General features: G+C 60.5%; 22 protein-coding genes and 1 pseudogene. 15 read left to right on the forward strand and 8 right to left on the reverse strand.

The features are described 5' to 3' along the window. The first annotated feature begins 78 nt into the window (after positions 1–78). Complete coding sequence (locus tag HHA01_RS02955) at positions 79–2,049, forward strand: winged helix-turn-helix domain-containing protein (protein ID WP_141317623.1); 1,971 nt, start codon at positions 79–81, stop codon at positions 2,047–2,049. A gap of 32 nt (positions 2,050–2,081) precedes the next feature. Here the strand turns inward: HHA01_RS02955 and pdxR are convergent, their stop codons facing one another. After that, positions 2,082–3,575 (reverse strand): MocR-like pyridoxine biosynthesis transcription factor PdxR, encoded by a 1,494-nt coding sequence (pdxR, locus tag HHA01_RS02960; protein WP_373862924.1) that lies wholly within the window; start codon positions 3,573–3,575, stop codon positions 2,082–2,084. Between the two features lie 94 nt (positions 3,576–3,669). On the opposite strand from pdxR, the gene HHA01_RS02965 reads away from it, so the two are divergent. From HHA01_RS02965 to HHA01_RS02975, 3 genes are read left to right on the forward strand one after another with little or no spacing between them, the layout of a single operon-like run. After that, positions 3,670–4,116, forward strand: a complete 447-nt coding sequence (locus HHA01_RS02965; RefSeq protein ID WP_141317625.1) for a GNAT family N-acetyltransferase — start codon at positions 3,670–3,672, stop codon at positions 4,114–4,116. Positions 4,117–4,136: 20 nt separating this feature from the next. Then, positions 4,137–4,883: a GNAT family N-acetyltransferase gene (locus HHA01_RS02970; protein ID WP_141317626.1), complete on the forward strand. Its 747-nt coding sequence runs from the start codon at positions 4,137–4,139 to the stop codon at positions 4,881–4,883. A 2-nt stretch (positions 4,884–4,885) separates the two neighbouring features. After that, on the forward strand, positions 4,886–5,533 hold the full coding sequence (locus HHA01_RS02975; RefSeq protein WP_141317627.1) for an FMN-binding negative transcriptional regulator: 648 nt from the start codon (positions 4,886–4,888) through the stop codon (positions 5,531–5,533). Between the two features lie 209 nt (positions 5,534–5,742). Here the strand turns inward: HHA01_RS02975 and HHA01_RS02980 are convergent, their stop codons facing one another. Continuing rightward, on the reverse strand, positions 5,743–6,627 hold the full coding sequence (locus tag HHA01_RS02980) for an aldo/keto reductase (RefSeq protein WP_141317628.1): 885 nt from the start codon (positions 6,625–6,627) through the stop codon (positions 5,743–5,745). 153 nt (positions 6,628–6,780) lie between these two features. On the opposite strand from HHA01_RS02980, the gene HHA01_RS02985 reads away from it, so the two are divergent. Further along, positions 6,781–7,212 (forward strand): OsmC family protein, encoded by a 432-nt coding sequence (locus HHA01_RS02985; protein WP_141317629.1) that lies wholly within the window; start codon positions 6,781–6,783, stop codon positions 7,210–7,212. A gap of 64 nt (positions 7,213–7,276) precedes the next feature. Here HHA01_RS02985 and HHA01_RS02990 read toward each other — a convergent pair whose 3' ends face one another. After that, positions 7,277–7,945, reverse strand: coding sequence for a gamma-glutamyl-gamma-aminobutyrate hydrolase family protein (locus tag HHA01_RS02990; protein WP_141317630.1), 669 nt, complete (start codon positions 7,943–7,945; stop codon positions 7,277–7,279). Next, the gene (locus tag HHA01_RS02995; RefSeq protein ID WP_141317631.1) at positions 7,945–8,934 is read right to left on the reverse strand and encodes an amidoligase family protein; all 990 of its coding nucleotides are present in this window, start codon (positions 8,932–8,934) and stop codon (positions 7,945–7,947) included. Before HHA01_RS02995 ends, HHA01_RS02990 begins: the two co-directional genes overlap by 1 nt. Before the next feature lie 102 nt (positions 8,935–9,036). Between HHA01_RS02995 and HHA01_RS03000 the strand changes: the two genes are divergently transcribed. From HHA01_RS03000 to HHA01_RS03045, 10 genes and pseudogenes are all read left to right on the forward strand, one after another. Beyond that, a complete protein-coding gene (locus HHA01_RS03000) occupies positions 9,037–11,340 on the forward strand; it encodes a mechanosensitive ion channel family protein (RefSeq protein WP_141317632.1) in 2,304 nt (767 codons plus the stop codon). 167 nt (positions 11,341–11,507) lie between these two features. Continuing rightward, positions 11,508–12,287, forward strand: coding sequence for a ThuA domain-containing protein (locus HHA01_RS03005; protein WP_141317633.1), 780 nt, complete (start codon positions 11,508–11,510; stop codon positions 12,285–12,287). Continuing rightward, complete coding sequence (locus tag HHA01_RS03010; protein WP_174787710.1) at positions 12,287–13,342, forward strand: Gfo/Idh/MocA family protein; 1,056 nt, start codon at positions 12,287–12,289, stop codon at positions 13,340–13,342. Before HHA01_RS03005 ends, HHA01_RS03010 begins: the two co-directional genes overlap by 1 nt. 91 nt (positions 13,343–13,433) lie before the next feature. Then, positions 13,434–14,405: a LacI family DNA-binding transcriptional regulator gene (locus HHA01_RS03015; RefSeq protein ID WP_141317635.1), complete on the forward strand. Its 972-nt coding sequence runs from the start codon at positions 13,434–13,436 to the stop codon at positions 14,403–14,405. A gap of 57 nt (positions 14,406–14,462) precedes the next feature. Continuing rightward, positions 14,463–14,828 (forward strand): glutaredoxin family protein, encoded by a 366-nt coding sequence (locus HHA01_RS03020; protein ID WP_141317636.1) that lies wholly within the window; start codon positions 14,463–14,465, stop codon positions 14,826–14,828. Between the two features lie 300 nt (positions 14,829–15,128). Beyond that, entirely contained in the window at positions 15,129–17,456 is a 2,328-nt protein-coding gene (locus HHA01_RS03025; RefSeq protein ID WP_218023776.1) for a P-loop ATPase, Sll1717 family, read from the forward strand. A gap of 206 nt (positions 17,457–17,662) precedes the next feature. Then, positions 17,663–17,905, forward strand: coding sequence for a hypothetical protein (locus tag HHA01_RS03030; RefSeq protein WP_141317637.1), 243 nt, complete (start codon positions 17,663–17,665; stop codon positions 17,903–17,905). 52 nt (positions 17,906–17,957) lie between these two features. After that, entirely contained in the window at positions 17,958–18,443 is a 486-nt protein-coding gene (locus tag HHA01_RS03035; RefSeq protein ID WP_170214824.1) for a hypothetical protein, read from the forward strand. 482 nt (positions 18,444–18,925) lie between these two features. After that, positions 18,926–20,493: pseudogene (locus tag HHA01_RS03040) on the forward strand (IS3 family transposase). 206 nt (positions 20,494–20,699) lie between these two features. Then, positions 20,700–21,368, forward strand: a complete 669-nt coding sequence (locus HHA01_RS03045; protein WP_141317639.1) for a hypothetical protein — start codon at positions 20,700–20,702, stop codon at positions 21,366–21,368. A 217-nt stretch (positions 21,369–21,585) separates the two neighbouring features. On the opposite strand, the gene HHA01_RS03050 is transcribed toward HHA01_RS03045, so the two are convergent. The 4 genes from HHA01_RS03050 to deoD are packed head-to-tail and all read right to left on the reverse strand — an operon-like array spanning position 21,586 to position 23,957. After that, positions 21,586–22,329, reverse strand: coding sequence for a dienelactone hydrolase family protein (locus HHA01_RS03050; RefSeq protein ID WP_141317640.1), 744 nt, complete (start codon positions 22,327–22,329; stop codon positions 21,586–21,588). Positions 22,330–22,374: 45 nt separating this feature from the next. Next, on the reverse strand, positions 22,375–22,767 hold the full coding sequence (locus HHA01_RS03055; protein ID WP_141317641.1) for a gamma-glutamylcyclotransferase family protein: 393 nt from the start codon (positions 22,765–22,767) through the stop codon (positions 22,375–22,377). Between the two features lie 51 nt (positions 22,768–22,818). Further along, positions 22,819–23,232, reverse strand: a complete 414-nt coding sequence (gene cdd / locus HHA01_RS03060) for a cytidine deaminase (protein WP_141317642.1) — start codon at positions 23,230–23,232, stop codon at positions 22,819–22,821. After that, positions 23,229–23,957 carry a purine-nucleoside phosphorylase gene (gene deoD, locus HHA01_RS03065; RefSeq protein WP_141317643.1) on the reverse strand — a complete coding sequence of 243 codons (729 nt, stop codon included), beginning with the start codon at positions 23,955–23,957 and terminating at the stop codon, positions 23,229–23,231. The genes cdd and deoD overlap by 4 nt, the downstream gene beginning before the upstream one ends. Position 23,958 lies beyond the last annotated feature (1 nt).

Consider the following 23,958-nt stretch of genomic DNA (forward strand, 5'->3'; position numbering starts at 1 on the left):
GAATTCCATGAGGATTGCTCCGGGTCAGGCGGACCTGGCCTTGCTAATCTGACAGGACACGGCAGGCGGTGAGAGGCGATGACACAACCGGCGGGACTCATCCCGGGCACCAGGGAGCTCATGGTCGGCCGGGATGTCGAGCTCGAGCAATTGATGGCACTGCTGGATAAGCAGGGGCCCAGGGTGCTATGGCTGCATGGCGTGGCGGGTATCGGCAAGAGCATGCTGCTGGGACACTTCGTGCACCAGGTCGGGCAGGTGGATGTGCCATGCCTGTGCCTCGATGGTCGCGAGGTGGAGCCGACACCCGATGGCTTCATGGCGGCCCTGCAAGAGGTGTCGGGGTGTCGAATGGCGGCATCGGGGCGGCTCGATGCACTGCTCGGAGACGGCCGCAAGGAGCCGCTGATCGTCGTCGTGGATGCCATGGAATCCTTGTGCCTGCTGGAGGTGTGGCTCCGCCAGTCGCTGATACCGCGGCTGCCCGAGGGCGTACGACTGTTGCTGAGTGGCCGTCATCGCCCGGCCACCGGGTGGTTCGATGGCCATGCAGAACCCGTGCGCTGCTTGCATCTCGAAGCGCTGGCCGACGCGGCGGCGGAGGCGTGGTTGCGGCGGTTGGGCTTTTCCGCGGCGCAGGCCTGCCATCTGCGCCAGCGGTTGCACGGGCATCCACTGGCCATCCGGCTGGCCGCCGCACTATTGCCGGCGCACCCGGATGTCCGGCTGCCCGAGGCATCCCTGCAAGAGATCATGGATCAGCTTGCCGAGCTGTATCTGGCCGATATTCCCGAGCACTTCCAGTGTCAATTGCTGGAAGGCGCCAGTCTGGTGCGGCGTGTCTCGGAGCCCGTGTTGCAGGCGATGTTTCCCGGCGCCTCGTCCGCTGCCGCCTACGCCAGTCTGCGTTCGCTGGACGTCGTCGAGGCTTGGCCGGATGGCCTGAGGCTGCATGACATGGTGCGCGAAGCGCTCGGTCGCAGCCTTCACGCGCGTGACCCACAGCGCCACGCCGACTACCGGGCGCGCGCCTGGCAGGCGCTGGTGGCGCAGACGACAGCCTCGGGGCGTCGCGAGCTGTGGCGATGCACGGCGGACCTGCTGTATCTGATCGAGAACCCCGTGGTGCGCGAGGCCTTCTTTCCCACCGACCGCAACGAGCTGGCGGTGGAGCCCGCCAGGGCCGAGGATGCCACCTCGCTGAAAGCGATCATCGATCGCCACGAGGGACCGCAGGCCGCCCGGGCGCTATGGCGCTGGTGGCAGGCGATGCCCGAGGCCTTCCGGGTGGTGCGCGATGCTCGGGGCGAGTGCCAGGGCCTGTGTTGTTGCTTCGACCCGGCGCAGGCGCCGCCCGAGTGTCTGGCCGAGGACCCGGTGACGGCGGCCTGGTGCCAGGCCCTGGTGGGGGATCCGTTGCCCGCCGGGCAGCGGGTACTCTTCATCCGCCGCTGGCTGGGGCGCGAAGCAGGGGAACAGCCGGGGGAGGTGCAGGCGGCCTGCTGGCTGGCGCTGAAGCGTGACTACATGGCCATGCGGCCGGCATTGCGTCGTGTCTATCTGGTCCTCGCCGATCTCGCGCCCTATGCCGCCGTGGCCGAGACGCTGGGTTTCAGGCGGCTTGCGGAGCGGGTCGTGACGCTGGACGAAATCCCCTATCACTCGGCGGTTCTGGATTTCGGCCCCCGCTCGGTGGATGGCTGGCTGGCACGTCTGGCGGCCGAAGAGCTCGGGGTGCCGCGGGATACGCTGATGCTCGATCGACAGGCGCACGAGCTGATCCGCCAGGATCGGCGCATCCGTTTGACGCCACTGGAAGCCGGGGTATTGGCCTGTCTGCTCGACCACCCGGGCGAGGCGCTCGCGCGGGAGCGACTGCTGGCCATGGTATGGGGCAGCCGCTACACCGAGGGCAGTAACAAGGTCGATGCCGTAGTGGTCGGATTACGGCGCAAGCTGGGTGATCAGGCAGGGCGTATCGAGACGGTGTCCGGGGTCGGCTATCGTTATCGCCTCGCACCTGACGGGCGAGAATCGGCAGCGGGATGAGGCATGCCCGTTCACTGTCATGGCCTCGCCATTCAGGCCGTGGGCAGGTGATCGATGCAGGCCATCCAGTTCTCGCAGAGCCAACGGCCGCCGCGTTCGATGTCGGCATCACTGGCGCCGGCATAACCGAGTACCAGCCCGGGGCGTCCGGAACCCTGCTGGTAATAAGCGGAGAGCGGCGATAACAGCAGGTCGGCCTGCCTGGCGCGTTCGACCAGCTCGCTCTCGAGGGCGTGGCTCTCCAGGAAGGCCACCAGATGCATGCCGGCGTGGCCGGAGGACAGCCGCAGCCCCTGTTGCACGGCAGGGGCCAGGGCGTTGCGCAGCAGGGCCTGACGATGGCGGTAGCACTGGCGCATGCGTGCCACGTGGCGTGCGAAATGCCCCTCGCTGATGAAGTCGGCCAGTGCGGCCTGGGCCACATACTGGCCCTCGCGATGCAGGCGGGCATTGAGGCGCTGGAAGGGCGCGACCAGAGACGGGGGCAGCACCAGATAACCGAGCCTGAGCCCCGGGTAGAGCACCTTGCTGAAGGTGCCGACATAGATGACCGGTGCATTGTCCATCAGTCCCTGCAAGGACGCGATGGGCGCACTGCTGTAGCGGAACTCACTGTCGTAGTCGTCCTCGATGATCCAGGCGTCATTTGCCCGGGCCAGCCACAGCAGGGCAGTGCGGCGCGCCAGCGAGAGGGTCGAGCCGAGCGGATACTGGTGCGAGGGCGTCAGGTAGATCAGTCTGGGGGAGGGCGTTGCATCCGGCAGGGACGCCACGTCCATGCCGGCGTCGTCCACCGCCACGGGTTCCAGTTGCAGCCCGGCCGAGGCGAAGCAGGCCTGGGCGCCTCCATAGCCGGGCTCCTCCATCCAGACGCGGTCGCCCTCATCGGCCAGCAGGCGTGCAATCAGTTCGAAGCCCTGCTGTGCCCCCTGGGTGATGAGGATCTGTTCCGGCCGACATTGCACCGAGCGCGAGAGTTGCAGGTAGTCGCACAGGGCGTCGCGCAAGGCGCGTACACCGCCGGCGCTCTGATAATCGAACCACTCGAGCGGTGCGCCTTGTTGATGGCGGCGCAGCAGGCGTTGCCAACGCTCGCGGGGAAACTGGTCCAGGGCCGGCACGCCCGGTGCGAAGGCGGTCGGACGCTCGTCCGTGCTGCCGGCGAAGTCGAGCAATCGCTGGCCGCGACGGGATAGCGACAGCTCGGTGTCGGGGACGGCGTTGCATGACGGTCTGGGGGCCCACTGCCATTCGGCGACGAAGACCCCCGCGCCCTGACGGGACACCAGAAAGCCCTCGGCAAGCAGCCGGTCGACAGCGCTCAAGACGGTATTGCGGCCGATGCCCAGCTCGGTGGCCAACTGGCGAGAAGAGGGGAGTGCCTGACCGGCGCTCATCCGGCCCTGTTGGATACCGCTTCTCAAGGCATCGTAGAGGCGCTGGCTGAGGGGGCGCGCGTCGCGCGCGGCCAGTTCCAGGTTCAAGGCTTCCTGAATCCACAGGCGGTTGGCGTTGGGATCGGTCACTGGTTCCTTCCAAATGCGGGATATTGGTTCTTCTTGAGGAACCATTATGGCGGCAGACTGAGACGACGTCACATCCAGAACAGTGAGCCTTGCCATGATCACGATCTCTCAAGCGACACGCGAACAGCTCGACGACCTGGTACCGCTGGTCGACGGCTATCGACAGTTCTACCGTCAATCCAGTGACCCCGAAGGCGCCCGGCATTTCATGGAGCAGCGCTTCGACAAAGGGGATGCGCATGTGTTGCTGGCACTTGATGCCGACAATCGCGCCATCGGTTTCGCGCAGTTATTTCCGGTGCCTTCGACCACCAGCCTGGCATCACGCTGGATACTCAACGACCTGTTCGTCACGCCCGAGTCACGTCGTGAAGGCGCCGGGAGCGCCTTGCTGGAAGCGGCACGCGAGCTGGCGCGCTCCCAGGGTGTACCACAATTGATGCTACGTACCCAGGTGGAAAACAGCGCGGCCAAGTCCCGCTACGAGGCACTCGGTTGGCAACGCGATGCGGCCTTCGATACCTACCTGGTTACTGCCTGAAACTTTCTGGAGGTGATGCCATGACGCCTGAAACCAATGACTACGGCCAGCCGGTAGGGCCTGAAGTAGTGGGGTGGGAGCCGCCCGCCGGGCTTGAGTCTACGCTGATCAGTGGGCGCTTCTGCCGGCTGGAACCATTGAACGCGGACTCCCATGCAGCGAGCCTGTGGCAAGCGTGGCGGGAATCGGCCCCGGAGTTCGATCATGACCCCCAGGCGCTTGCTCGCTGGACCTATCTGGGTGGCCGGCCGTTCAACGACGAGGATGGCTGCAGGGCCTGGCTGATGCGCATGAGTGGCGACCCGGAGCTGCTTTGCTATGCCGTTGTCGACCCTGCCGATGGCCAGGCAGTGGGTATGGCGGCCTATCTCAATGATGTGCCCGCTGATGGCCGAGTCGAGATCGGCCACTTGAGCTTCTCGCCGCGCATGGCGGGCAGCCGGGTATCCAGCGAAGCCCTGATGCTGATGATGGCCGAGGCCTTCGGCAAGGGCTATCGGCGCCTGGAATGGAAGTGTGATGCCCTCAATGCCGCGTCGCGACGCGCGGCCGAGCGGCTTGGCTTTCGTTACGAGGGCATCTTTCGTCAGCATCGCGTGGTCGCCGGCCGTAACCGAGATACGGCCTGGTATGCCGTGATCGACAGCGAATGGCCGGCGATCGCGGCGGCCCAGCGACGCTGGCTGGCCCCTGACAATTTCGATGCGGACGGCCATCAGCGGCAGGGGCTAGCGTCGCTGATGCTGGCCCAAGGGCAAGGGGGATGACCATGCACCAGCCATCCAGATTCCGCATGGAGCAGCGGGATGACTGTCATCGGGTTATCGCTGAGGCCCCCTTTGCGACCCTGGTCACCAACCTGGCTGACGGGCAGTTGAGTGCGGATCATCTACCGCTACTCCTGCAGCCTGCCGAGGATGACCGGAGTCGAGACCGGCTCATTGGCCATGTGGCGCGTGCCAATCCGCTGGTTCCGTGCCTGGAGGCGGCGGATGATGGCGGTGATGCCCTGGCCATCTTTCACGGCCCTCACGCTTATGTCACTCCGAGCTGGTACCCGGCCAAGCGTGAACACGGGAGGGTGGTGCCGACCTGGAATTATCAGGTCGTACATGTCCATGGTCGACTGCGGTTGATCGATGATCCCGACTGGGTGCTGGATATGGTCACTGCGCTGACCGAGCGGTTCGAGGGCGGGCGATCGTCGCCCTGGCGGGTCGAGGACGCGCCGGAGGATTATATTGCGGGCATGTGTCGTGCCATTGTCGGGATCGAATTGACCATTGAATGGATAACCGGCAAGCACAAGGCCAGTCAGCACAAGTCTCCGGAAGAACGCAATGCGATCCATGAAGGGCTATGCCGGGAATACGGCAGGACCGAGTGGGAAGCGGCCTGCCTGAGCGGTCGGCAGTAAGGCTGGCAAGCCACGTCAGCCCGGAAGCCATTGCTTGAGTACCTGCGCCGAACATTGCGGCACTACCGTCGCCATCCGTGGCGACTACCCTGCGGGGCGTCCGGGGGCGCTGCCCATTCGCTGCTGGCGAATCAGGGCGCCAACTCGGACGACAGTTCGCTTCACGACTCGTTATATGGCTTCTGCGCGGCGACGTGGTTAGTGCTTGCTTAAACCATGTCGAGGCGCTCCTTGGCCACGGCCGTCGGGAAGATGCTGTTCAGGCGTGCCAGGATGTCATCGCCCAGAGTGGCATTCAGGGCGGCGGCGTTGTCGCGGACGTGTTGCCGCTGGGCGGCCTTGGGCACGGCCAGGATATTGTGCTGGCCTTCCACTGGGCGGATGGTCCAGGCCAGCAGCAGCTGGGCCGGGGTCAGGTCCAGCTCGGCGGCCGTGGCTACGAGATCCGGATGATCGAGCATGTCACGGCGCAGACGGCCACCCTGGGCGAGCGGGCAGTAGGCGATCACCGGTATGTCGTGCGCGCGCTGCCAGGGCGTCAGGCTGTATTCGATGCCACGCGAGCCCAGGTGATACAACACCTCGTTGGCGGCGCAGGCCTCGCCGCCCGGTCGGTCGATCAGGGCGCGCATGTCCTCGACATCGAAATTGGAGACGCCGAAGCGACGGATCTTGCCGGCATCGCGCAGGCGCTCGAAGGCTTCCAGTGTCTCGTCGATCGGGATGCCACCCGGCCAGTGCAGCAGGTAGAGATCGAGATAATCGGTGCCCAGGCGCTGCAGGCTATCTTCACAGGCCTTCATGGCGGTGTCGCGGCCGGCGTTCCAGGGATACACCTTGGAGGTCACGAAAGCTTCATCGCGTCGGCCCTTCAGGGCATCCCCGACGACTCTCTCGGCCTGGCCCTCGGCATACATCTCGGCGGTATCGATGAGGGTGAGCCCGTGATCCAGCCCTTCCTTCAAGGCACTGACTTCTTCCTCGTGCGTTGCATACCCCTCGCCCATGAACCAGGTTCCCTGGCCGATGGCGGGGAGTGTAACGGCTGGTTCATGGGCAGTGGCGGCTAGCGTGACTTCGGGACGATTCGACATGTCAGCTCCTGTTGAAAAGCGTGTGCGCTTGAGCGCCGCATTCTGTGTTGCCGTTATTCACGATGCAATGCCCCTTGTGTCTCAGCAGCGTCATCCCCATTGTCTAGACTGCAAGGGCAAGATTGCGACCAACCCAGGATACGAGGAGTCGACATGAGCATCACGAAGAACGGAAACGCTGTCTGGCAAGGTGGTTTGAAGGATGGCAAGGGTACGGTCTCGACGCAAAGTGGCGTGCTCGACGAGGCGTCCTACAGCTTTGCCAAGCGTTTCGAAGGCGAGGGTGGTTCCAACCCCGAAGAACTGATCGGGGCGGCACACGCCAGCTGCTATTCGATGGCGTTGTCGATGATTCTCGGCGAGGCCGGTTACACGCCGGAGCGCATTGCCACACAGGCCGACGTCTCGCTGGTCGAGGACGAGAGCGGCTTCAGCATCAGCAAGATTCATCTGCAGACCCGTGCCAGCGTTCCGGGCGCGGATCAGGCGGCCTTCGAGGATGCGGCCAACAAGGCCAAGGCAGGTTGCCCGGTGTCCAAGCTGTTCAATGCCGAGATCAGTCTGGATGCCAAGCTGGAGGGGTAAAATACTTCCCTGAACCAGGACGCTATCAGGCCACCCCAGGGTGGCCTGTTTTATATGTGGAGGCTCAACGGCGTCGTGCGGCATCGACCAGAGCACGAATCAGGCGTTGCTGGGGGCGATTGAAGATCAGCCATTCAGGATGCCACTGCACGCCGATCAGGAAGTCGTGCCGCCGGGATTCGATGCCCTGAACCAGGCCGTCGCGGTCGCGGGCGACGATCTCGATGCCGTCGCCGGCTTCCTGAACCGCCTGGTGATGCAGGCTGTTGATGCGGCACCAGGTGACCTTGAGGATACGATTGAGCTGGCTGGCGCCGACGATATCCACCGTCTTGCGGGGCAGTACGGTACGCCGCTGCTTGAGGCCTTCGTGAGTGGTGTAGATGTCCGGGTCCAGGGTGCCGCCCAGATAGACATTGATCAGCTGGGCGCCACGGCAGATGCCGAGCACCGGTGTGCCGCGTGGTATGAAGCGTTCCAGCAACTGCAGTTCCAGGTCATCGCGCTGCGGGTCGACCCGCACGTCGAGGTGCATCTCGACGTCGTACAGGTGGGCCTGGATGTCGTCTCCGCCGCCGATGATCAGGCCGTCGAGGCGTGCCGGAACTTCCCGGGAAGGCGAGAGGCGCAGCGGTCGGCCGCCATGACGCCAGACCGCGAACCAGTCGAACCACCAGGCAATGCGACTCTTGTGATCGGACGTGGTAATGCCGATCAGGGGACGTTCCGACATCAGCGCCCCAACTTGTGTCGCAGCGTGTTCCAGCAGCGGCGTGGCCAGCCGGGGCGGTGGCGTGCCAGGTACTGCGCACCGCGTTCGGCCAGCGTGTCCGGCGCCGCGGCCAGCACCTCTACCTCGAGCCAGCGATTCCACTCCAGGCTGGCGCCCCATTCGGGTTGCGCCAGTTGGGCGTTGGGCAGCCGGTAGTGATAGGTGGGGCGCGGCTTGACCAGATGGTCACCGAGCAGCTCGTGCGGGTGCTCCGGGTCCAGGTAGGCAAAGAGCGGCAGCAGGTCGAGCTCACGATTACGCGTCGGGTTGTGTTCCAGATAGTCGTCGATCAGGGTCCGCAAGTCCGGCGCATAGTCGGGGTCCAGCACCTTGAGCGCATAGGCGCGCGTGAAGGGGTTGGCGTGCGGCAGGACCTCACGAGTGATGTCGACGTGAATCTGTTCGCGCAGCCAGCGGGCGGTCAGCAGGTAGGCGCGCAGGCAGTCGAGGATATCCCGGGTCTCGAGGCTGGCGGCCTCGGGGTTCAAGTGCAGGCCGAAGCCATACAACAGGCTGGCATCGGTGCCCTTGGCGCCGCGCTGGCGCAAGGCATCAAACAGGGCATCGAGCTGGTCGAGTTCGTCCCAGGGTACCGGCGGGCAGACGATCTCGGTGGGCACCAGGCCGGTCACCACGTCGCCGATCAGTTCGCGGGTACGGTTATGAAAATCCTGGCGCATGCGCTGCCATTCGCTGTCGGGATCCGACTCCGGAGCGAAGCGCTGTTCAGGGTGGGCGTATTGGGTGTCCAGCTCGATGCCGAAGTCGCCCCAGCGGGTGTTGATCACCTTGAGACGATGCGCGCTGATGGCATCGAGTTCGCCACCGAACAGCGACTGCACCAGTTCGGCGGTATCCTGGGGCGGGATTCCCGCAAACTCGATTTCGACGCCGACTCGACGTGTCCGGCCGTCGGCATTGCGCGGAGTGGGTGGCGGTTGCGGCGTCATGACGTCATCCTGTTGTCAGGTGGTGGAACCCTAACACACCGTCCTGGCGTATTTATGTCATGATACCCACTTTTACGCCCCATAGTCGCGACTGGAGACCCAATGCTGTTTGCCGCGCGCCCTTGTTTGCTTGTTGTGCTGTTGTGTCTGACGTTGCTGGGTTCGTGGAACGTGGCCGCTCAACCGGCACCGTTTTCCGCCCTGGCGGAGGCCCGCCAGGCCGAGAACCTGGACTCGGCCGAGCTCCAGGCCTCGCTGGATCAGGTCATCTCGACGCTGGAGAATGACGCCAAGCGGCAGGCGTTGCTGGAAAGCCTGGAGGCATTGCGCACCGCCAATCAACCGGCCGCGGAAGAGTCGGGCATTACCTCGCCCCAGGGCCTGCTGGGGGCCCTGGCCGACACCTTCAATCAGTTGGGGGAACAGGCCGAGGCCGGTGACTCGCCGCTGGAGGGCTGGCGACTCAAGCTGACCGAGGGCTGGCAGGATCTGACCGACCTCATCGTCGGCACCGGCAACGCCGAGCTGGTCCGGTTTGCCATCGAGCTGATGGTGCTGGTGGCCATCTGGGCTGGCCTGCTGGTGATCCTGATTGCCCTGGGGCGCATGCTGGCCAGGCGACGCGACTGGCCGCTGGACCTGCCGCGCGAGCCGCGTGCCTCCCTGATGGTGATCCATTTCCTGCGCCGCATGCTGCCCTGGGCTCTGGCATTCGCCATGACCCTGGGTATCGCCCAGCTGGTGCCGGGGAGTGCCGGTCGCACCGCGGCGCTGGTGATCGCCTATGTCGCGCTGTGCGGCCGCGCCCTGTCCGTGGTGGTCGAAACGGTCATCGCCGTATTCACCCGCGGCCATCGCTTCATGGCCGTGCGCATTCTGCAATTCCATGGCCTGCGCCCGCTGTTCATGATCGGCGCCTTGATCGCGCTGGGCGATGCCTTCCAGTCCTCGCGGTTGACCAGTTTCATCGGCCTCGATCTGGCGAGCCTGTTCTCGGTGCTGGCCAATATCCTGGCGGCTGTGCTGAGCGGGCGCTTCATCCTTCGCTTCAAGCGTCCCATCAAGCATCTGATCCGCAATCGGCCCTATTCGCAGCGCCGGGAAAAGAGCAACACCTCCGAGGTGATCCGGGTGGTCGGTGGCCTCTGGCATGTGCCGGCGCTGTTGCTGGTGGGCGGCTCGCTGCTGGCGATCTTCGTTACCGGCGGCGATGTGGGCACGGCGCTGGCGCGTTCGATCATTTCGGCGGCCCTGCTGGTGCTGACGCTGGTGGTCGCCGGGGTGCTGCGTCGACATGCCGAAAAACGCACCAGAAAGCGTCGTCAGAGCGAGTATCGCCGCCGTCTGGAACGCTTCGGCTACGCGCTGGGGCATGTGCTGGCCTGGATCGCCTTCGCCGAGCTGTCGCTGCAGGTCTGGGGGGCTTCCCTGATCGGCATCGGCACCCAGGGAGTCGCCAGCGTGCGCATCGGCCAGGCGTTGCTGGGGATCGGCTTCACCTTCCTGCTGGCCTGGCTGGCCTGGATCTTCGCCGACACGGCGATCCAGCGTGCCCTGGTGTCATCGGCCCGCTCGCGGGGGCGGCGGGTCAATCAGGCGCGGGCCCAGACGATCACGCCGATGATCCGCAATGTGATCTTCGCCACCATCGTGATCATCGCCGCCATCGTGGGGCTGGCCAACCTGGGCGTGAACGTCACGCCGCTGCTCGCCGGTGCCGGTGTCATCGGCCTGGCCATCGGCTTCGGGGCCCAGACCCTGGTGCAGGACCTGATCACCGGCATCTTCATTCTCATCGAAGACTCCCTGGCGGTGGACGACTTCGTGCAGATCAATGGTCATATGGGCACCGTGGAAGGGCTCACGCTGCGCACGGTACGTCTGCGCGACCTGGATGGCATCGTGCACATCATCACCTTCAGTCGCATCGACTCGATCCATAACATGTCGCGGCAGTTCGGCGTGGCCCTGATGAAGATCCGCATCCCCTACGACATGAAGATCGACGATGCCATCACCCTGATGCACGAAACCGCCAGGGCGCTGCGCCAGGACCCGATGATGCGCCATCACATCTGGTCGCCGCTGGAAATGCAGGGCATTCATGCCTTCGAGGATGGCTGTCCGATCCTGCGCATGCGCTTTCGCACCGCACCGGAAATGCAGTGGGATGTGGCGCGTGCCTTCAACCTGCTGCTCAAGCAGCGCATGGAAGAGCAGGAGGTCGACCTCGGCGTGCCACGCCTCAGCGTCAGCATGGAAGGGCGCGGCGGTGGCCGGCTCGACGGCAGCAGCGAGCGTGGCGATGGACGCGACGCCGCTGGCCGGGATGCCGGCGAAGCCGGCGTGGCGGATCCCCAACGCCAGACCAGCGCCACGGGTAGTTCGCCGGATCCCGGTACCTGATACGTGCCCCGCGTCGTCATGAGCTGAGATGCGACCATGGTGGCACTGAGTAAACGTTTACGTGCATGTCGTAAACCTTTACTTTGTCGTCATGTCGCCACTCTCGATAGTGGTTCCGATAGCCAGGTGAATCGCGCCCGCCGGGCGTCATCCAGAGGAGCCAATTCATGACGATCAAGGTCACGGTCTGGGGCGAGAACGTCCACGAGCAGACCAACGAGGTAGTCGCGCGCCTCTATCCCGAAGGCATGCACGCCTGCATCGCCGCGGCGCTCAACCAGGATGCGCAGATCGAGGCGCGCGCCGTCACCCTGCAGGACCCCGAGCAGGGGTTGCCCGAGGCGTTGCTCGACGATACCGATGTGTTGCTGTGGTGGGGCCATGCGGCCCACGGCGAGGTCCGCGACGACATCGTTGACCGTGTCCAGGCCCGAGTGCTGCAGGGCATGGGCCTGCTGGCACTGCATTCCGCGCATTACTCGAAGATCTTCAAGCGCCTGATGGGCACCACCTGCTCGCTGCGGTGGCGCGAGGCGGGCGAGCGCGAACGGCTGTGGGTGGTCAACCCCGGCCATCCCATCGTCCAGGGGCTGGGCAGCTATATCGAGTTGCCGCACAGCGAGATGTATAGCGAGCCCTTCGCCGTGCCCAATCCCGATGAGGTGCTGTTCATCAGTGCCTTCGAGGGCGGAGAGGTATTTCGCTCCGGCCTCACTTACAAACGCGGCAACGGCAAGATCTTTTACTTCGGCCCCGGCCACGAAACCTACCCGATCTACTACGACGCCCAGATACAGCGAGTGCTCAGAAACGCCGTGAAATGGGCGACTCCCGAGGGCTCGCGGTGGATCGACAGCTGCCCCAATGTGCCGCCCGACCAGGCGCCCGATCCGGTCGAGGTCAAGGGCGAGAGCCTGCACAAGCCCGGCGAGGAGGGCTTCAAGTGATGCGACTGGCGATCATCGGCGCCGGCGGCATGGCCGGCGAGCATGCCAGGCAGTTTCACGCCCTCGAAGGCGTCGAGCTGGTGGCGGTCTGCGACCTGGATGGCGACAAGGCCCACGCCTTCGCCGACGAGCACGGCATTCCGGCGGTGTATACCGATCTCGAGGCCATGCTGGCTCGCGACGACATCCAGGCGGTGAGCAACGTGACGCCGGATGGCGTCCACCGGGCGACGACACTGGCCGCCGTCGCCGCCGGCAAACACGTCCTCTGCGAGAAGCCGCTGGCCACCAACGCCGCGGACGCCGAGGAAATGGCGGCGGCGGCCCGTGAAACCGGGGTGATCAACATGGTCAACCTCAGCTATCGCGACGCCCCGGCGATCCAGCTGGCCCGCGAGCTGGTGGCCGAGGGTCGACTGGGCCGGGTGATGCATGTCGATGCCAGCTACCGTCAGAGTTGGCTGGTCAGCGACGCCTGGGGCCGTTGGGACCAGGACAGCCAGTGGCTGTGGCGGCTTTCCGAGGCCCACGGCAGCAAGGGCGTGCTGGGCGACGTGGGGGTGCATATCCTCGATTTCGCCAGTTTCCCTGTAGGCGACATCGCCGCGGTGACCTGTCGGCTCAAGTGCTTCGACAAGGCGCCGGACAACCGCATCGGCGAGTACACCCTCGACGCCAATGACAGCGCCCTGATGCAGGTCGAGTTTGCCGGTGGCGCGCTGGGCACCGTACAGGCCACTCGCTGGGCTACCGGCCATCACAACTCGCTGACGCTCTCGGTTCACGGCGACCGCGGCGCGCTGCGCGTCGACCTCGATGCGGCCCGGGACCGGGTCGAGGTGTGCTTCGACGAGGATGTGCATCCTGCGCGCTGGCGCGAGCTCACGGCGCCGCCGACGCCGAGCATCTACCGGCGCTTCGTCGATAGTGTCGCCAGTGGCATCAACGACCAGCCCGACTTCGCCCGTGGAGCGGCCTTGCAGAAGGTGCTGGATGCCTGCTTCGACTCCGACGCCCGAGGCGGCGTCCTGCGCCTGGAGGGGCAGGGCACCTGAGTCGCACCCAGCGGCTCGATCGGGCACAATCCAGTGGTCGGCGGCAGTAGATGGCGATCGACGTGGCCGGCCACCGGAGACGAGGCAGGTAATGGGCAGAGCAGCGGCAAAGACGGCCAACATTCGGGAAATCGCGCGGCGGGCTGGCGTCTCCATCGCCTCGGTCAGCCGCGCGCTCAACGACAAGCCCGGCATCAGCGAGGCGCTGCGCGAACGCATCCTCACCATCAGCCGCGACGTCGAGTACCAGCCTAGCGCCGCTGCCCGCCAGCTCATCAGCGGCAAGGCCGCCGTGGTGGGGATCTCGCTGGGTCGCCGCGATTTCGAGCTGCGGCCCTACTACATCCTGCTCTACCAGCACCTGACCGTGGCGCTGCATCGCCAGGGCATGGTGCCGATCTTCTTCGCCCACGACCGCACGGCGACCCTGCCCGAACAGGCCGGCGCCGCCATTCTGCTCGGCGAGTTCGCCGATGACCCGCGCCCCGAGCTGATGGCCTCCCACGGTGTGCCTTGCGTGCGCATCGGTCTGGCCGGGGAGGGCTTCTCGGTAGCACCGGAGGATCGACACGGCATCTACCTGGCCACCCGTCACTTGATCGAGGGCGGACGGCAGCGCATCGCCTTCGTCGGTGACGACCTGCAGAGCCCCCACAGCCAGCATCGCCTGAACGGCTATCGCCAGGCGCTCGATGAAGCCGGCCTCGAGCCCACGCTGATCGACATCCCGCCCAACCTGGACCCGGCGCTGACCGGTTATCGTTGGCTGAGCCGGCGCCTCGAACAGCAGCCGCACATCTATGATGGCCTGGTCTGCGAGAATGACGAACTCGCCCGGGGCTGCCTGACGGCTCTGCAGGATCATGGCCTGAGCGTGCCCGACGAGGTCGCGGTTACCGGCTTCGACGACCTGCCGAGCCTGGCGGAATCCCTGACCACAGTGCGCCAGGACATCGCCGGCATCGCCGAGATGAGCGTCGAGCTGCTCGGCGAGGCACTGGCGGGCAAGCCACCACGCCATGTCTCGATGCCGGTTGAACTGGTGGTTCGCGAGACGGGATAAAGGGCGAGTCCCGAGAGATGCCGGAGCGACTTATTTTGAGGGCAGGAGGAACACCACATGCGAACCTTGATCCAGACCTTGCTGGTACCACTGACCTGGGTTGCGAAGAAACTGGGAACGGCCCCTGAAGTAAACCGTGACGCCGCGGCCCAGGCCGAAGTCGACCGTGCCTGTGAAGCCCTGGCGCTCTACCAGTTCTGGAGCTGCCCGTATTGCGTGCGGGTGCGCCGCGAGATCACCTGCCTCGCCGTGAACATCGAGATCCGCGACACCCGCCTCGACCCCGAACATCGCCGCGCCCTGATCGAAGGCGGCGGCAAGGGCCAGGTGCCCTGCCTGCGCATCGAGGAGAACGGAGAAACTCGCTGGCTCTACGAATCCAGTGCCATCATCGCTTATCTACGTCGCCGCTTTGGGGAGTAGGGGAGATTGGTTCGTAGCGAATTACGCAGCCGATGTTCTCGTTGCCAACCCAAGTCAACGCAGCCCGTATCGAGTCTGGTCCTGTGGGTGGTTTGGTGGCAGGCTGAGGGACAAGATGAGCTATGGGGGATCAGTGTCCGGTGCTTTTCGCAGGGTGGAAACGGAGGGGTACCACGGCCGCTAACGACCCAAAGTGGCCAAGGCTGGCAAACTCAACTGGAACGTTCATCCCATCATAGGATGAGTAATCTAATCACTGTTATATATATGTAAAATTAAAAATTTAACCTTAGAGGGAACATGATGACATGCAATAAAGAATCTGGGTTTTATGCGTACGCCTCACACCCTCCAGAGGTTGGTCAAACAATTGAGCAGGCTGTGGAGGCTCTGCAAACGAGCCCTAAAAATGAAGTTAAAACTTGGAAGGCGCTTGACATACCCGGTCACTTTATTTCTGAAAAGGTTCTAGAAGGCATTGAGTCATGTGACTTCCTTGTGGCAGATATTTCCCAGTTAAATTTTAATGTTACTTACGAAATTGGGTATGCAATCGGTAAGGGGAAGCGCATATTGCTGACAAAAAACAAAACAATAAGGGAGGTAAGTCCGGCTATCAGGGAGGTTGGGATATTCGATACGCTTGGGTATAAAGAATACCAGAACTCTCAAGAGCTAAGTGAGTTCATAAATTCGGCCAACAAGTCAAGCCCTTTTGCTGTCTCCAATAAAATAAATGTCAAGTCGCCAGTATACCTTTTAGAAGGGATGCACAAGACTGATTGGGCATCTCGGATAGTCTCACGGATAAAAAAAGCTCGATTTTTATTCCGGTCTTTTGATCCAAATGAACAGCCTCGATTAGCTGCCAGCGACGCTATTGTACAGGTTTCTCAGTCTCATGGCGTTGTTGTTCCTCTATTGTCAAATAATGTCGTTGGCGCTGACGTGCATAATATAAGAGGAGCCTTTATTGCCGGGTTGTCGGATGGAATGGAGAAGGCACTATGTATTCTTCAGCAAGGAGATGATCCTGTACCATTAGATTACCGTGACTTTGTATGTATTACACGCCATCCGGATGATGTTAACGAACATATCGCTGATTTTGCAGGAAAAGTTGCGGAGGCCTTTCAAAAGGATACTGAAGTAGCCACCTCTAGCGCCGATACATTTCTTCAATCTCTTGACCTAGGGTCAACATCAGCAGAGAATGAAATGCGAACGCTGGAAAGCTATTATTTAAAAACTGACCAGTTTTTAAAGTCGTTAAGAGGTGAGGCAAATATAGTTGTAGGCAGGAAGGGTTCGGGGAAGTCTGCAATATTTCTACAAGTAAGAGATCGGGAGAGAAATAAAAAAGGGAATATTGTTTTAGACTTAAAGCCCGATGGTTACAAGTTGATTAAATTTAAAGAGTTAATATTATTATTTTTAGAGGAGGGGACTTTTCAACATACAATAATGGCCTTTTGGGAATATGTTCTTCTTTTAGAGATATGTTACAAGATCCTTGAAAAAGATAAAGAACAGCATAAACGTGACCATACTTTGTATGAGCCTTATCGCACCTTGGCTGATCTTTATCATGCTGACGGCTACGAGACTGAAGGCGATTTTTCTGAAAGGATGAGCTCGCTGATGGAAAGTATATCGACGGAATATAGGTCCCAATATGGAGATAAGGCTAATGTTAGACTATCGGCGCCTAGCTTAACCGAAATGCTTTATTGCCACGATGTGAGAGCTTTATCTCAGCAAGTAATCGACTATATGGCGCACAAGGAGGTCTGTTGGCTATTATTCGACAATATTGATAAAGGTTGGCCAACTTCAGGCCTTAAACATGAAGATCTACTTATAATTAGAGGTCTAATTGATGCGACTAAGAAAATAGAGCGTCAGTTTGGAAAATCAAATATATTAGTCAATACAATCGTCTTTTTAAGAAACGATGTGTATGAGCTGTTAGTTCAAGAAACGTCTGATCGAGGAAAGGAGGCTAGTGTTCTTCTTGATTGGACAGATCCTGATTTGCTGAGAGAGCTGATTCGCTTACGAATTGTATCTAACGACGTTAATGGAGAAGAAACGTTCGAATCGTTATGGCCTCGAGTTTTTGTAAGTCATTATACAGGTGAGGAAAGTTCCCAATATCTTATTGATCGATCATTAATGAGGCCGCGATTTTTATTAAACTTGATTAATCAGTGTAAAAGTTTTGCAATCAACCTGAATCATGAGCGTGTTCTTGAGGAGGATGTTAGGAAAGGGCTGGCAGCTTATTCAACAGATTTGTTGACTGATATTGGGTATGAAATGAACGACGTGGAGAGCGGCAGTGATGACATTCTCTATGCGTTCATAGGGAGTAGGTCGGTTGTTACTAAGGATGATATATCGCGCATTTTAGGTGATTTCGGTGTTGGGCAGAATTTTATCGATGATGTTTTTGAACTCTTATTGTGGTATGGGTTTATAGGGTTAATAATTGATGATGAGCCAAAGTATATTTACGATTTTAATTATAGTATGAAGCTAATGTATGGGATGATAAAGAATAAGGGGGAGCTTAATTATTTAATAAACCCAGCGTTCTGGCCTGGGCTAATGATTCAAGGATGCTAGACGTTTACATAGCAAGGCCATGCTTACGATAAGCGCGTGATTACGGTATAATTTTAGCTTACGATGAACGCCTGCCTCTGGCTGAATAAGGAATGTTAGTATAATAATGAAATTAGTGCAGCAGCTGGCGACTCAATGTGATTATAAAACAATGACTGAACCATCATTCTTCGCTGTTTGCCCTTAGATAGAATAGGAGAAGAAGAATGCCACGTTACTACGTGAATACGAATACAGACGATAATGGAAATCACGAAGTCCATACGACGGGATGTCCGCATCCCCCAGCCGACAAAAACCGTCTGCCTTTGGGCATTCATGATTCCTGCGGCCCGGCGACAGCGGCTGCACGAACGAAGTTTGGCCAACAGTTGATGGTTGCAAATGGTGCTGCCGAGCATGTCATCGAGGCAGTTGATCACACGGGAAGACTGATCGTGCGCTCCTAGCTGAATGTATAACTTTATATTATGTTAATGACTGCGCTTTTCATATTGAGGTATGGTTAATGACAATGTGATTCGAATTTGTCCAAAATTGCATTCGCACAGCTGGATTCTAGTCGCCGACATTCTGCACGCTCAGTTCGGCCTCAGTTCGGCCTCAGTGCGGCTGGATCAGGCGTTAGACCAAATTTGGGGCGTAAATTATATGAATAAATTAAATAAGATAATTCTGCTGCTTTGTCTTTTGGTGCCACCTATGGTTTATGCGTATCCATTGGAAGATACTGAATTCCTTAAGGCTGCATATTGCTTTCATATGGCAAAGGCACCCCGCTTGGAAGTGGATCTAACTGAAAAAGAAAAACAAACAGGACGAAATTACTTTTTTTCAGAATTGAATGAACGAGGCCTACATTTCCCCCAGAAAAATGAATACAATGAAATAAAGCTAAAGTTTATGCAGTGGGTGGTGCCACGCTTCAAAAATCAAACAACGTCAGCGGCAATAGTGTGGTATCAAGTTGAATGTTTATCAAAATAGGTATGGTGAGTTTTAATTTAGCAGTGCCACTGAAAATTTACAGATTTGTTGGCTTGATCCGTCTTCACAAAACGCTTAGATATTCTCAGATTTAGGATAAAGTTAAAGATCCTGAAAGCCCGCTCCTGGCCGGATGCGCAATTTTGGTCTATTTATCATGAATGGCTTCCGGTCCAAAGCTGAACTGCTGGCAAGCAGCAGGATTTTTCGTCCGCGTGAAAGTTTGGTAGCCCCTTGCTTGGATCGGAAAATAGTGTCTATAAAGGGGTAAGGCATGGGAATAAAGCCAGGCGGTATTGAGGAGACCAGATATGATGCGTTGGTACGATCCGGAGCGAAAGAGCTTTATGTTTCTTGGCGATGGCTTAAAAATCTAGAAGCTTGTTTCTGCAATCGATGCGTTACGCCCCCCCAGTGTCAGGCAGATTGTCGTTCCCTCTGATATCCTGTTCTTAAATGCCAGGGGGCGATAGGAGCCATTCATGCCTCGTTACTCCGAGGAACGCCGACAAGCCGTGGTCGCCAAGCTGCTGCCACCTCACAACCTATCCGCTTATGAGGTCGCTGAGCAGGAAGGTATCTCCGTGGCCACCGTCTACAAGTGGCGCAAGGAAGCCCGCGCCGAGGGGCGCTGCCTTCCTGATGCCTCTGATCAAGGCAGCTCAGGATGGTCTTCCCAGGACAAGTTCGCCGCCGTGGTCGAAACCGCGCCCATGAACGCCGAAGACGTCGCCGAGTATTGTCGCCGACGTGGACTGTACCCTGAGCAACTGCAGCGCTGGCGCCATGATTGTGAGCAGGCCGCCAGCCTGTCCCATGAGGAACGTCGCCGTGAGGCCGATGACGCCAAGCAGCAACGCAAACGCATCCGAGAGCTGGAGCGCGAACTCCAGCGCAAGGAAGCGGCCCTGGCCGAGACCGCTGCCTTGTTGACGCTGCGAAAAAAGGCCCGAGCGATCTGGGGGGACGAGGAAAAATGATCAGTGGCCCGGATCGCCAACATGCCGTTGAACTGATCGACGAGGCTCGCGCCAATGGCGCGCGTCTCGCCCCTGCTTGCCGCATGCTCGGACTGACAGCCCGTACGTATCAGCGCTGGACACGTGGTTCTATCCTCCGGGAGGATCAACGCCCTTTTGCCGAACGGCCGGTGCCCGCTAATGCCCTGACACCGGCCGAAGAACAGGACGTTCTCGACGTGTGCCATCGGCCGGCTTTCGACGGCCTCCCGCCCGACCAGATCGTCGTGCGACTGCTGGATGAAGAAAACCGCCACCTTGCCTCGGTATCGACGTTCTATCGCATTTTGCGGCGCCATCATGAGGTGGTTCACCGTGGGCGTGCCAGAGCGCCGAAACATCATGCCAGGCCCACCACCTACCGGGCATCCGCGCCCAACCAAACCTGGTCCTGGGACTGCACCTGGCTCGGCGGGCCCATTAAGGGGCAGCATTACTACCTAGTGATGATCCTCGATATCTTCACCCGCAAGGTGGTGGGCTGGGAAGTCTTCCTGTCGGAATCGGCGCACAACTCGCGCACCGTCCTCGAACGGGCCGTGCTCGCCGAGCAAGTCGTCAATCAGCCGCTGGTATTGCATGCCGACAACGGTAGCCCGTTCAAGGGCGCCACGCTGCAAGAGAAGCTGCGCAACCTCGAGATTACGCCGTCCTACAGTCGGCCACGTGTCAGCAACGACAATCCTTATTCTGAGGCGGCGTTTCGAACCTGCAAGTATCGGCCCGATTATCCGGTGAGTGGTTTTGCCAGTATCGAGAAAGCACGGCAATGGGTTCAGAGCTTCGTGAACTGGTACAACCATGAGCATCGGCATAGCGGTATTCGGTTCGTGACGCCAGCGCAACGGCATGCTGGCGAGGATAAGGCCATACTGAGAAAGCGCCACGCCCTGTATCAGGCCGCACGCCGGAACAACCCGGCACGATGGAGTGGCAAGACCCGAAACTGGTCACCCATCAAGGTGGTCACATTGAACCCTGAACGAGAAGCAACAACGCCGCAGACCTGTCGCAAACCAACTGCAGCGTAAAAAGCATCAGAGGCGACAACTACCTTGACAGTCACCGCGCCTGACCTTAACAAAGGTGGCTGGGAGCGTGGAGTCTGAGCCTCGTCGTGATGCCAGAAGCCAACAAGGTGATTAACGGGATGTCAATTACGCTGCGCTCCGTTGACGTCCATCACCACAGAGTTATGCGTCATCATCACTGATAATCGCAAGATCAGGAGGCCATGATGTTAGAGAAGCTCTCGTATATTGGTACATCGATCGCCGCAGTTGTAGCTATTATAATGCTTCAGCAATCCTTGAGTGATCAGGCGAATGCTAGGAAGGCCGAGTTAATAAGTGATTGGCAACGAGCTGTTGTGTTTGAAGCAATCATGCTACGCAAACTTAGTTCATATGATGAAATCGAAGAACATTATTTAAAGCGTTCCCAGCAAGTTACCAATTTCGAGCTGCCCTCCTCCCAAAAAACTGAAGAAGCCATTACGCTAGTTTTGGCAACGTTAGCGGAGCAGCGGGTTGTAAGTATTAATAAGGACAACCAGTACATCCCTCATCATCGAATATTTGTGGACACAATGCATAGCTACGCTGATCGACTAATCGAGCTGAATAAGGACTCGCAGCTGACAAGAAACGTAGCATTTTCTATTGCTGAAATCCTTCGCAAAGGTGGGGGAGAAATGAGGGTAAGCGACCTATCGAAAAAAATTTCTGATAAATATCCTGATATCAGCGAGGCGGTTTTGCGAAGGGGGTACGTGCAGGCAGTGCAACGTAATTTGATCTTAGTTGGCGGTCAGGTAGGGCAACCCAAGAGCGCGGTTCACCCCCCTTCATTCTCACCAGACGGCAAAATTAGGCTAAATCCACGGCTTGGCTATCAGCAGTTTTGATGGTTCAAGTTAGATACCAAATGCCGCATAAAAAATCGTTGGAGAGGGACCTTATACCAGGCGTTACCTCAGTATTTACGGTGCGTCCGCTTTTGGCCGAACGAAGACACTCGTCAGATGGAGGCGCCGTATCTCTCGTTCTTTTCTCTGCAGCTGGGTTACGTCCGGCATGGTGGTCCTATGCCCATGGGAACCATGCCGGAGGTGGTAGGCGCCCTTACAGGGTTTCTTCCAGCAGCGTTGCCAGACGCTTGTAGTGCAGTTCATCGGCTTCGGGGTGGTAGGAGCCGGTGGCGTCCTTGGCGGTGTAGCCGTGAGGGGCGCCCTTGTAGAGTTCGGTGGTGAAGTGCACGCCGGCGGTGGCCAGGGCTTCGTCCAGGCGGGCGATCTGGTCGGCGGGGAGCAGTTCGTCCTTGTCGGCGTGGCCGAAGTAGACACGTGCCTGGATATTGCCCACCACCCGAACGGGGCTGTTGTCGTCGTCGGCTTTGGCCAGGTTGGCGGAGTGGAAGCCGGCCGCGGCGGCGATGCGCTCGGGGTGCTCGGCCGCCATGCGCAGGGCGAAGCCGCCGGTCATGCAGTAGCCGACCACGGCGATCTTGCTGCTCGTGAATTCGGCTTCGCGGTCGAGGCAGTCCAGCAGGGCGATGAAATCGCGGGATTGGGCCTCGGGCGTGAGGTGACCGGCATATTCGACCAGGCTCGGCCGGATATCCGGGTCACGGAAGGATTTGCCTTCCGGCACGATGATGCCGGCCGCGTCGCGGTAGTAGATGTTGGGCATCAGCACGGCGTAGCCGTTGTCCGCGATGCGCTGGGCCTTCTCGAGGTAGCAGGAGCGAAGACCGCCGATATCGGTGAAGAGCACCACGGCCGGCAGGGGGCCGTCGGTGTTGGCGGGCGTGACGATATGGGCGTCGATGGTGCCGTCGGCGGCGGGGATATCGATGACACGAGACATGAGGGCTCCAGATGGTCGATGGCTATCGTCGGGGCGAAGAGTGGGTCAATCGGCGGGTTGCCAGCTACCTTCACGAATGACCGGACAACCACTGACGTCGTGGTTGTAGAGATACAGCCAGGCCGGGCCGAAGGCGGTGGCATGAATGGCTCGGTCGTAATCGCCATGGGCCGGTGCGCGGACACGATAGCCTTCCAGACGGTCGAGGCCGGTGAAGATGCGGGTGCTGACGCGATACACCTCCACTTCCACGCCGCGGGAGGGCTCGGCCTTGGCGCCGGGGCAGTGGCCGAGGTCATAGAGCGTGGCGGTGGTCAGTCGGTCCGTGCCGACGAAGGTCGCGCCGTCCAGCCAGTGGTGATTGCGCAGGCCACGTTTCAGCGTGCCGTAGACGGCGACCAGGGGCGTGCGAGCGATGGCGAGAGCGGGGCTCTGCATGAGGTCACTTCCGCGTTACAGGCTGGCCGGCCGAGCCGACCGGCCATGAGATCATCTTTCGAGTTGCAGATTATCGGGGCCAAAGGCGTCCGGCAGCAACTGTTCCAGGGTGTAGCGCTTGAGCAACCGGCCCTCGGCATCGACCACGTGAATGCGTGTCCGGTCGTCGGCGAATTCGCGGATGCGCTGGCGGCAGTCGCCGCAGGGCGTGCACAGGTGCTCGCCGGGACCGATGACATAGACGTCCTGCAGGCGCCGCTCGCCGGCACTGGCCATGGCGGCGATGGCCGAGGCTTCGGCGCATAGCCCCTTGTAGTGCGCCACTTCGACATTGGCGCCGCTGTAGCGGGTGCCGCTCTCGCTGACGATCAGCGCGCCCACCGGATGCCGGGAGTAGGGCACATAGGCGCGGTCGCGCACGGCGACCAGGGCGCTGACGATTTCCGACTCCACTGACTCGCTCATGCCGCACCCCCGGCGTCGTCGCGCAGCACGCTGTCCAGGGCGATACGCATCATGTCATCGAAGGTGGTGGCGCGGTCGTCGCTGGACAGGGAGTTGCCCTTGACGATGTGATCGGAGACGGTGCAGATGGTGGTGGCACGCGCGCCGAACTCGGCGGCGACGCCATACAGGCCGGCGGCTTCCATCTCGACGCCGACGATGCCGTAGCGGCGCATCATCTCGACCATCTCGGGACGCGGGTCATAGAAGAGATCGGCGGAGAAGATGTTGCCGACCTTGACCGGAATGCCGTGATCACGCGCGGCATCGGCGGCGTGGCGGGTCATCTCGAAGTCGGCGATGGCGCCCAGGTCGTTGCCCAGAAAGCGCGTGCGATTGACCCCGGAGTCGGTGCTGGCGCCCATGCCGATGACCACGTCGCGGACGTTGACGTCGTCGCGCACCGCGCCGCAGGAGCCCACGCGGATCAGTCGCTCGACGCCGAACTCGGTGATCAGCTCCTTGGCATAGATGGACACCGAGGGGATGCCCATGCCGTGGCCCATCACCGAGACCTCACGTCCCTGGTAGGTGCCGGTGTAGCCGTACATGTTGCGCACGTCGTTGACCAGGCGCGGGGCTTCGAGGAAGTTCTCGGCGATATAGCGGGCCCGCAGCGGGTCGCCGGGCATCAGCACGGTGTCGGCGAAGTCGCCGCGCTCGGCCTTGATATGAGGGGTAGCCATG

This window comes from Halomonas halmophila (assembly GCF_006540005.1).
GTDB lineage: Bacteria > Pseudomonadota > Gammaproteobacteria > Pseudomonadales > Halomonadaceae > Halomonas > Halomonas halmophila.

Bases quoted from the DNA above. Each gene is read 5' to 3' on its own strand.
- HHA01_RS02955 (WP_141317623.1), top strand. From the start codon at position 79: ATGACACAACCGGCGGGACTCATCCCGGGCACCAGGGAGCTCATGGTC.
- HHA01_RS02965 (WP_141317625.1), top strand. From the start codon at position 3,670: ATGATCACGATCTCTCAAGCGACACGCGAACAGCTCGACGACCTGGTA.
- HHA01_RS02970 (WP_141317626.1), top strand. From the start codon at position 4,137: ATGACGCCTGAAACCAATGACTACGGCCAGCCGGTAGGGCCTGAAGTA.
- HHA01_RS02975 (WP_141317627.1), top strand. From the start codon at position 4,886: ATGCACCAGCCATCCAGATTCCGCATGGAGCAGCGGGATGACTGTCAT.
- HHA01_RS02980 (WP_141317628.1), bottom strand. From the start codon at position 6,627: ATGTCGAATCGTCCCGAAGTCACGCTAGCCGCCACTGCCCATGAACCA.
- HHA01_RS02985 (WP_141317629.1), top strand. From the start codon at position 6,781: ATGAGCATCACGAAGAACGGAAACGCTGTCTGGCAAGGTGGTTTGAAG.
- HHA01_RS02990 (WP_141317630.1), bottom strand. From the start codon at position 7,945: ATGTCGGAACGTCCCCTGATCGGCATTACCACGTCCGATCACAAGAGT.
- HHA01_RS02995 (WP_141317631.1), bottom strand. From the start codon at position 8,934: ATGACGCCGCAACCGCCACCCACTCCGCGCAATGCCGACGGCCGGACA.
- HHA01_RS03000 (WP_141317632.1), top strand. From the start codon at position 9,037: ATGCTGTTTGCCGCGCGCCCTTGTTTGCTTGTTGTGCTGTTGTGTCTG.
- HHA01_RS03005 (WP_141317633.1), top strand. From the start codon at position 11,508: ATGACGATCAAGGTCACGGTCTGGGGCGAGAACGTCCACGAGCAGACC.
- HHA01_RS03010 (WP_174787710.1), top strand. From the start codon at position 12,287: ATGCGACTGGCGATCATCGGCGCCGGCGGCATGGCCGGCGAGCATGCC.
- HHA01_RS03015 (WP_141317635.1), top strand. From the start codon at position 13,434: ATGGGCAGAGCAGCGGCAAAGACGGCCAACATTCGGGAAATCGCGCGG.
- HHA01_RS03020 (WP_141317636.1), top strand. From the start codon at position 14,463: ATGCGAACCTTGATCCAGACCTTGCTGGTACCACTGACCTGGGTTGCG.
- HHA01_RS03025 (WP_218023776.1), top strand. From the start codon at position 15,129: ATGATGACATGCAATAAAGAATCTGGGTTTTATGCGTACGCCTCACAC.
- HHA01_RS03030 (WP_141317637.1), top strand. From the start codon at position 17,663: ATGCCACGTTACTACGTGAATACGAATACAGACGATAATGGAAATCAC.
- HHA01_RS03035 (WP_170214824.1), top strand. From the start codon at position 17,958: ATGGTTAATGACAATGTGATTCGAATTTGTCCAAAATTGCATTCGCAC.
- HHA01_RS03045 (WP_141317639.1), top strand. From the start codon at position 20,700: ATGTTAGAGAAGCTCTCGTATATTGGTACATCGATCGCCGCAGTTGTA.
- HHA01_RS03050 (WP_141317640.1), bottom strand. From the start codon at position 22,329: ATGTCTCGTGTCATCGATATCCCCGCCGCCGACGGCACCATCGACGCC.
- HHA01_RS03055 (WP_141317641.1), bottom strand. From the start codon at position 22,767: ATGCAGAGCCCCGCTCTCGCCATCGCTCGCACGCCCCTGGTCGCCGTC.
- cdd (WP_141317642.1), bottom strand. From the start codon at position 23,232: ATGAGCGAGTCAGTGGAGTCGGAAATCGTCAGCGCCCTGGTCGCCGTG.
- deoD (WP_141317643.1), bottom strand. From the start codon at position 23,957: ATGGCTACCCCTCATATCAAGGCCGAGCGCGGCGACTTCGCCGACACC.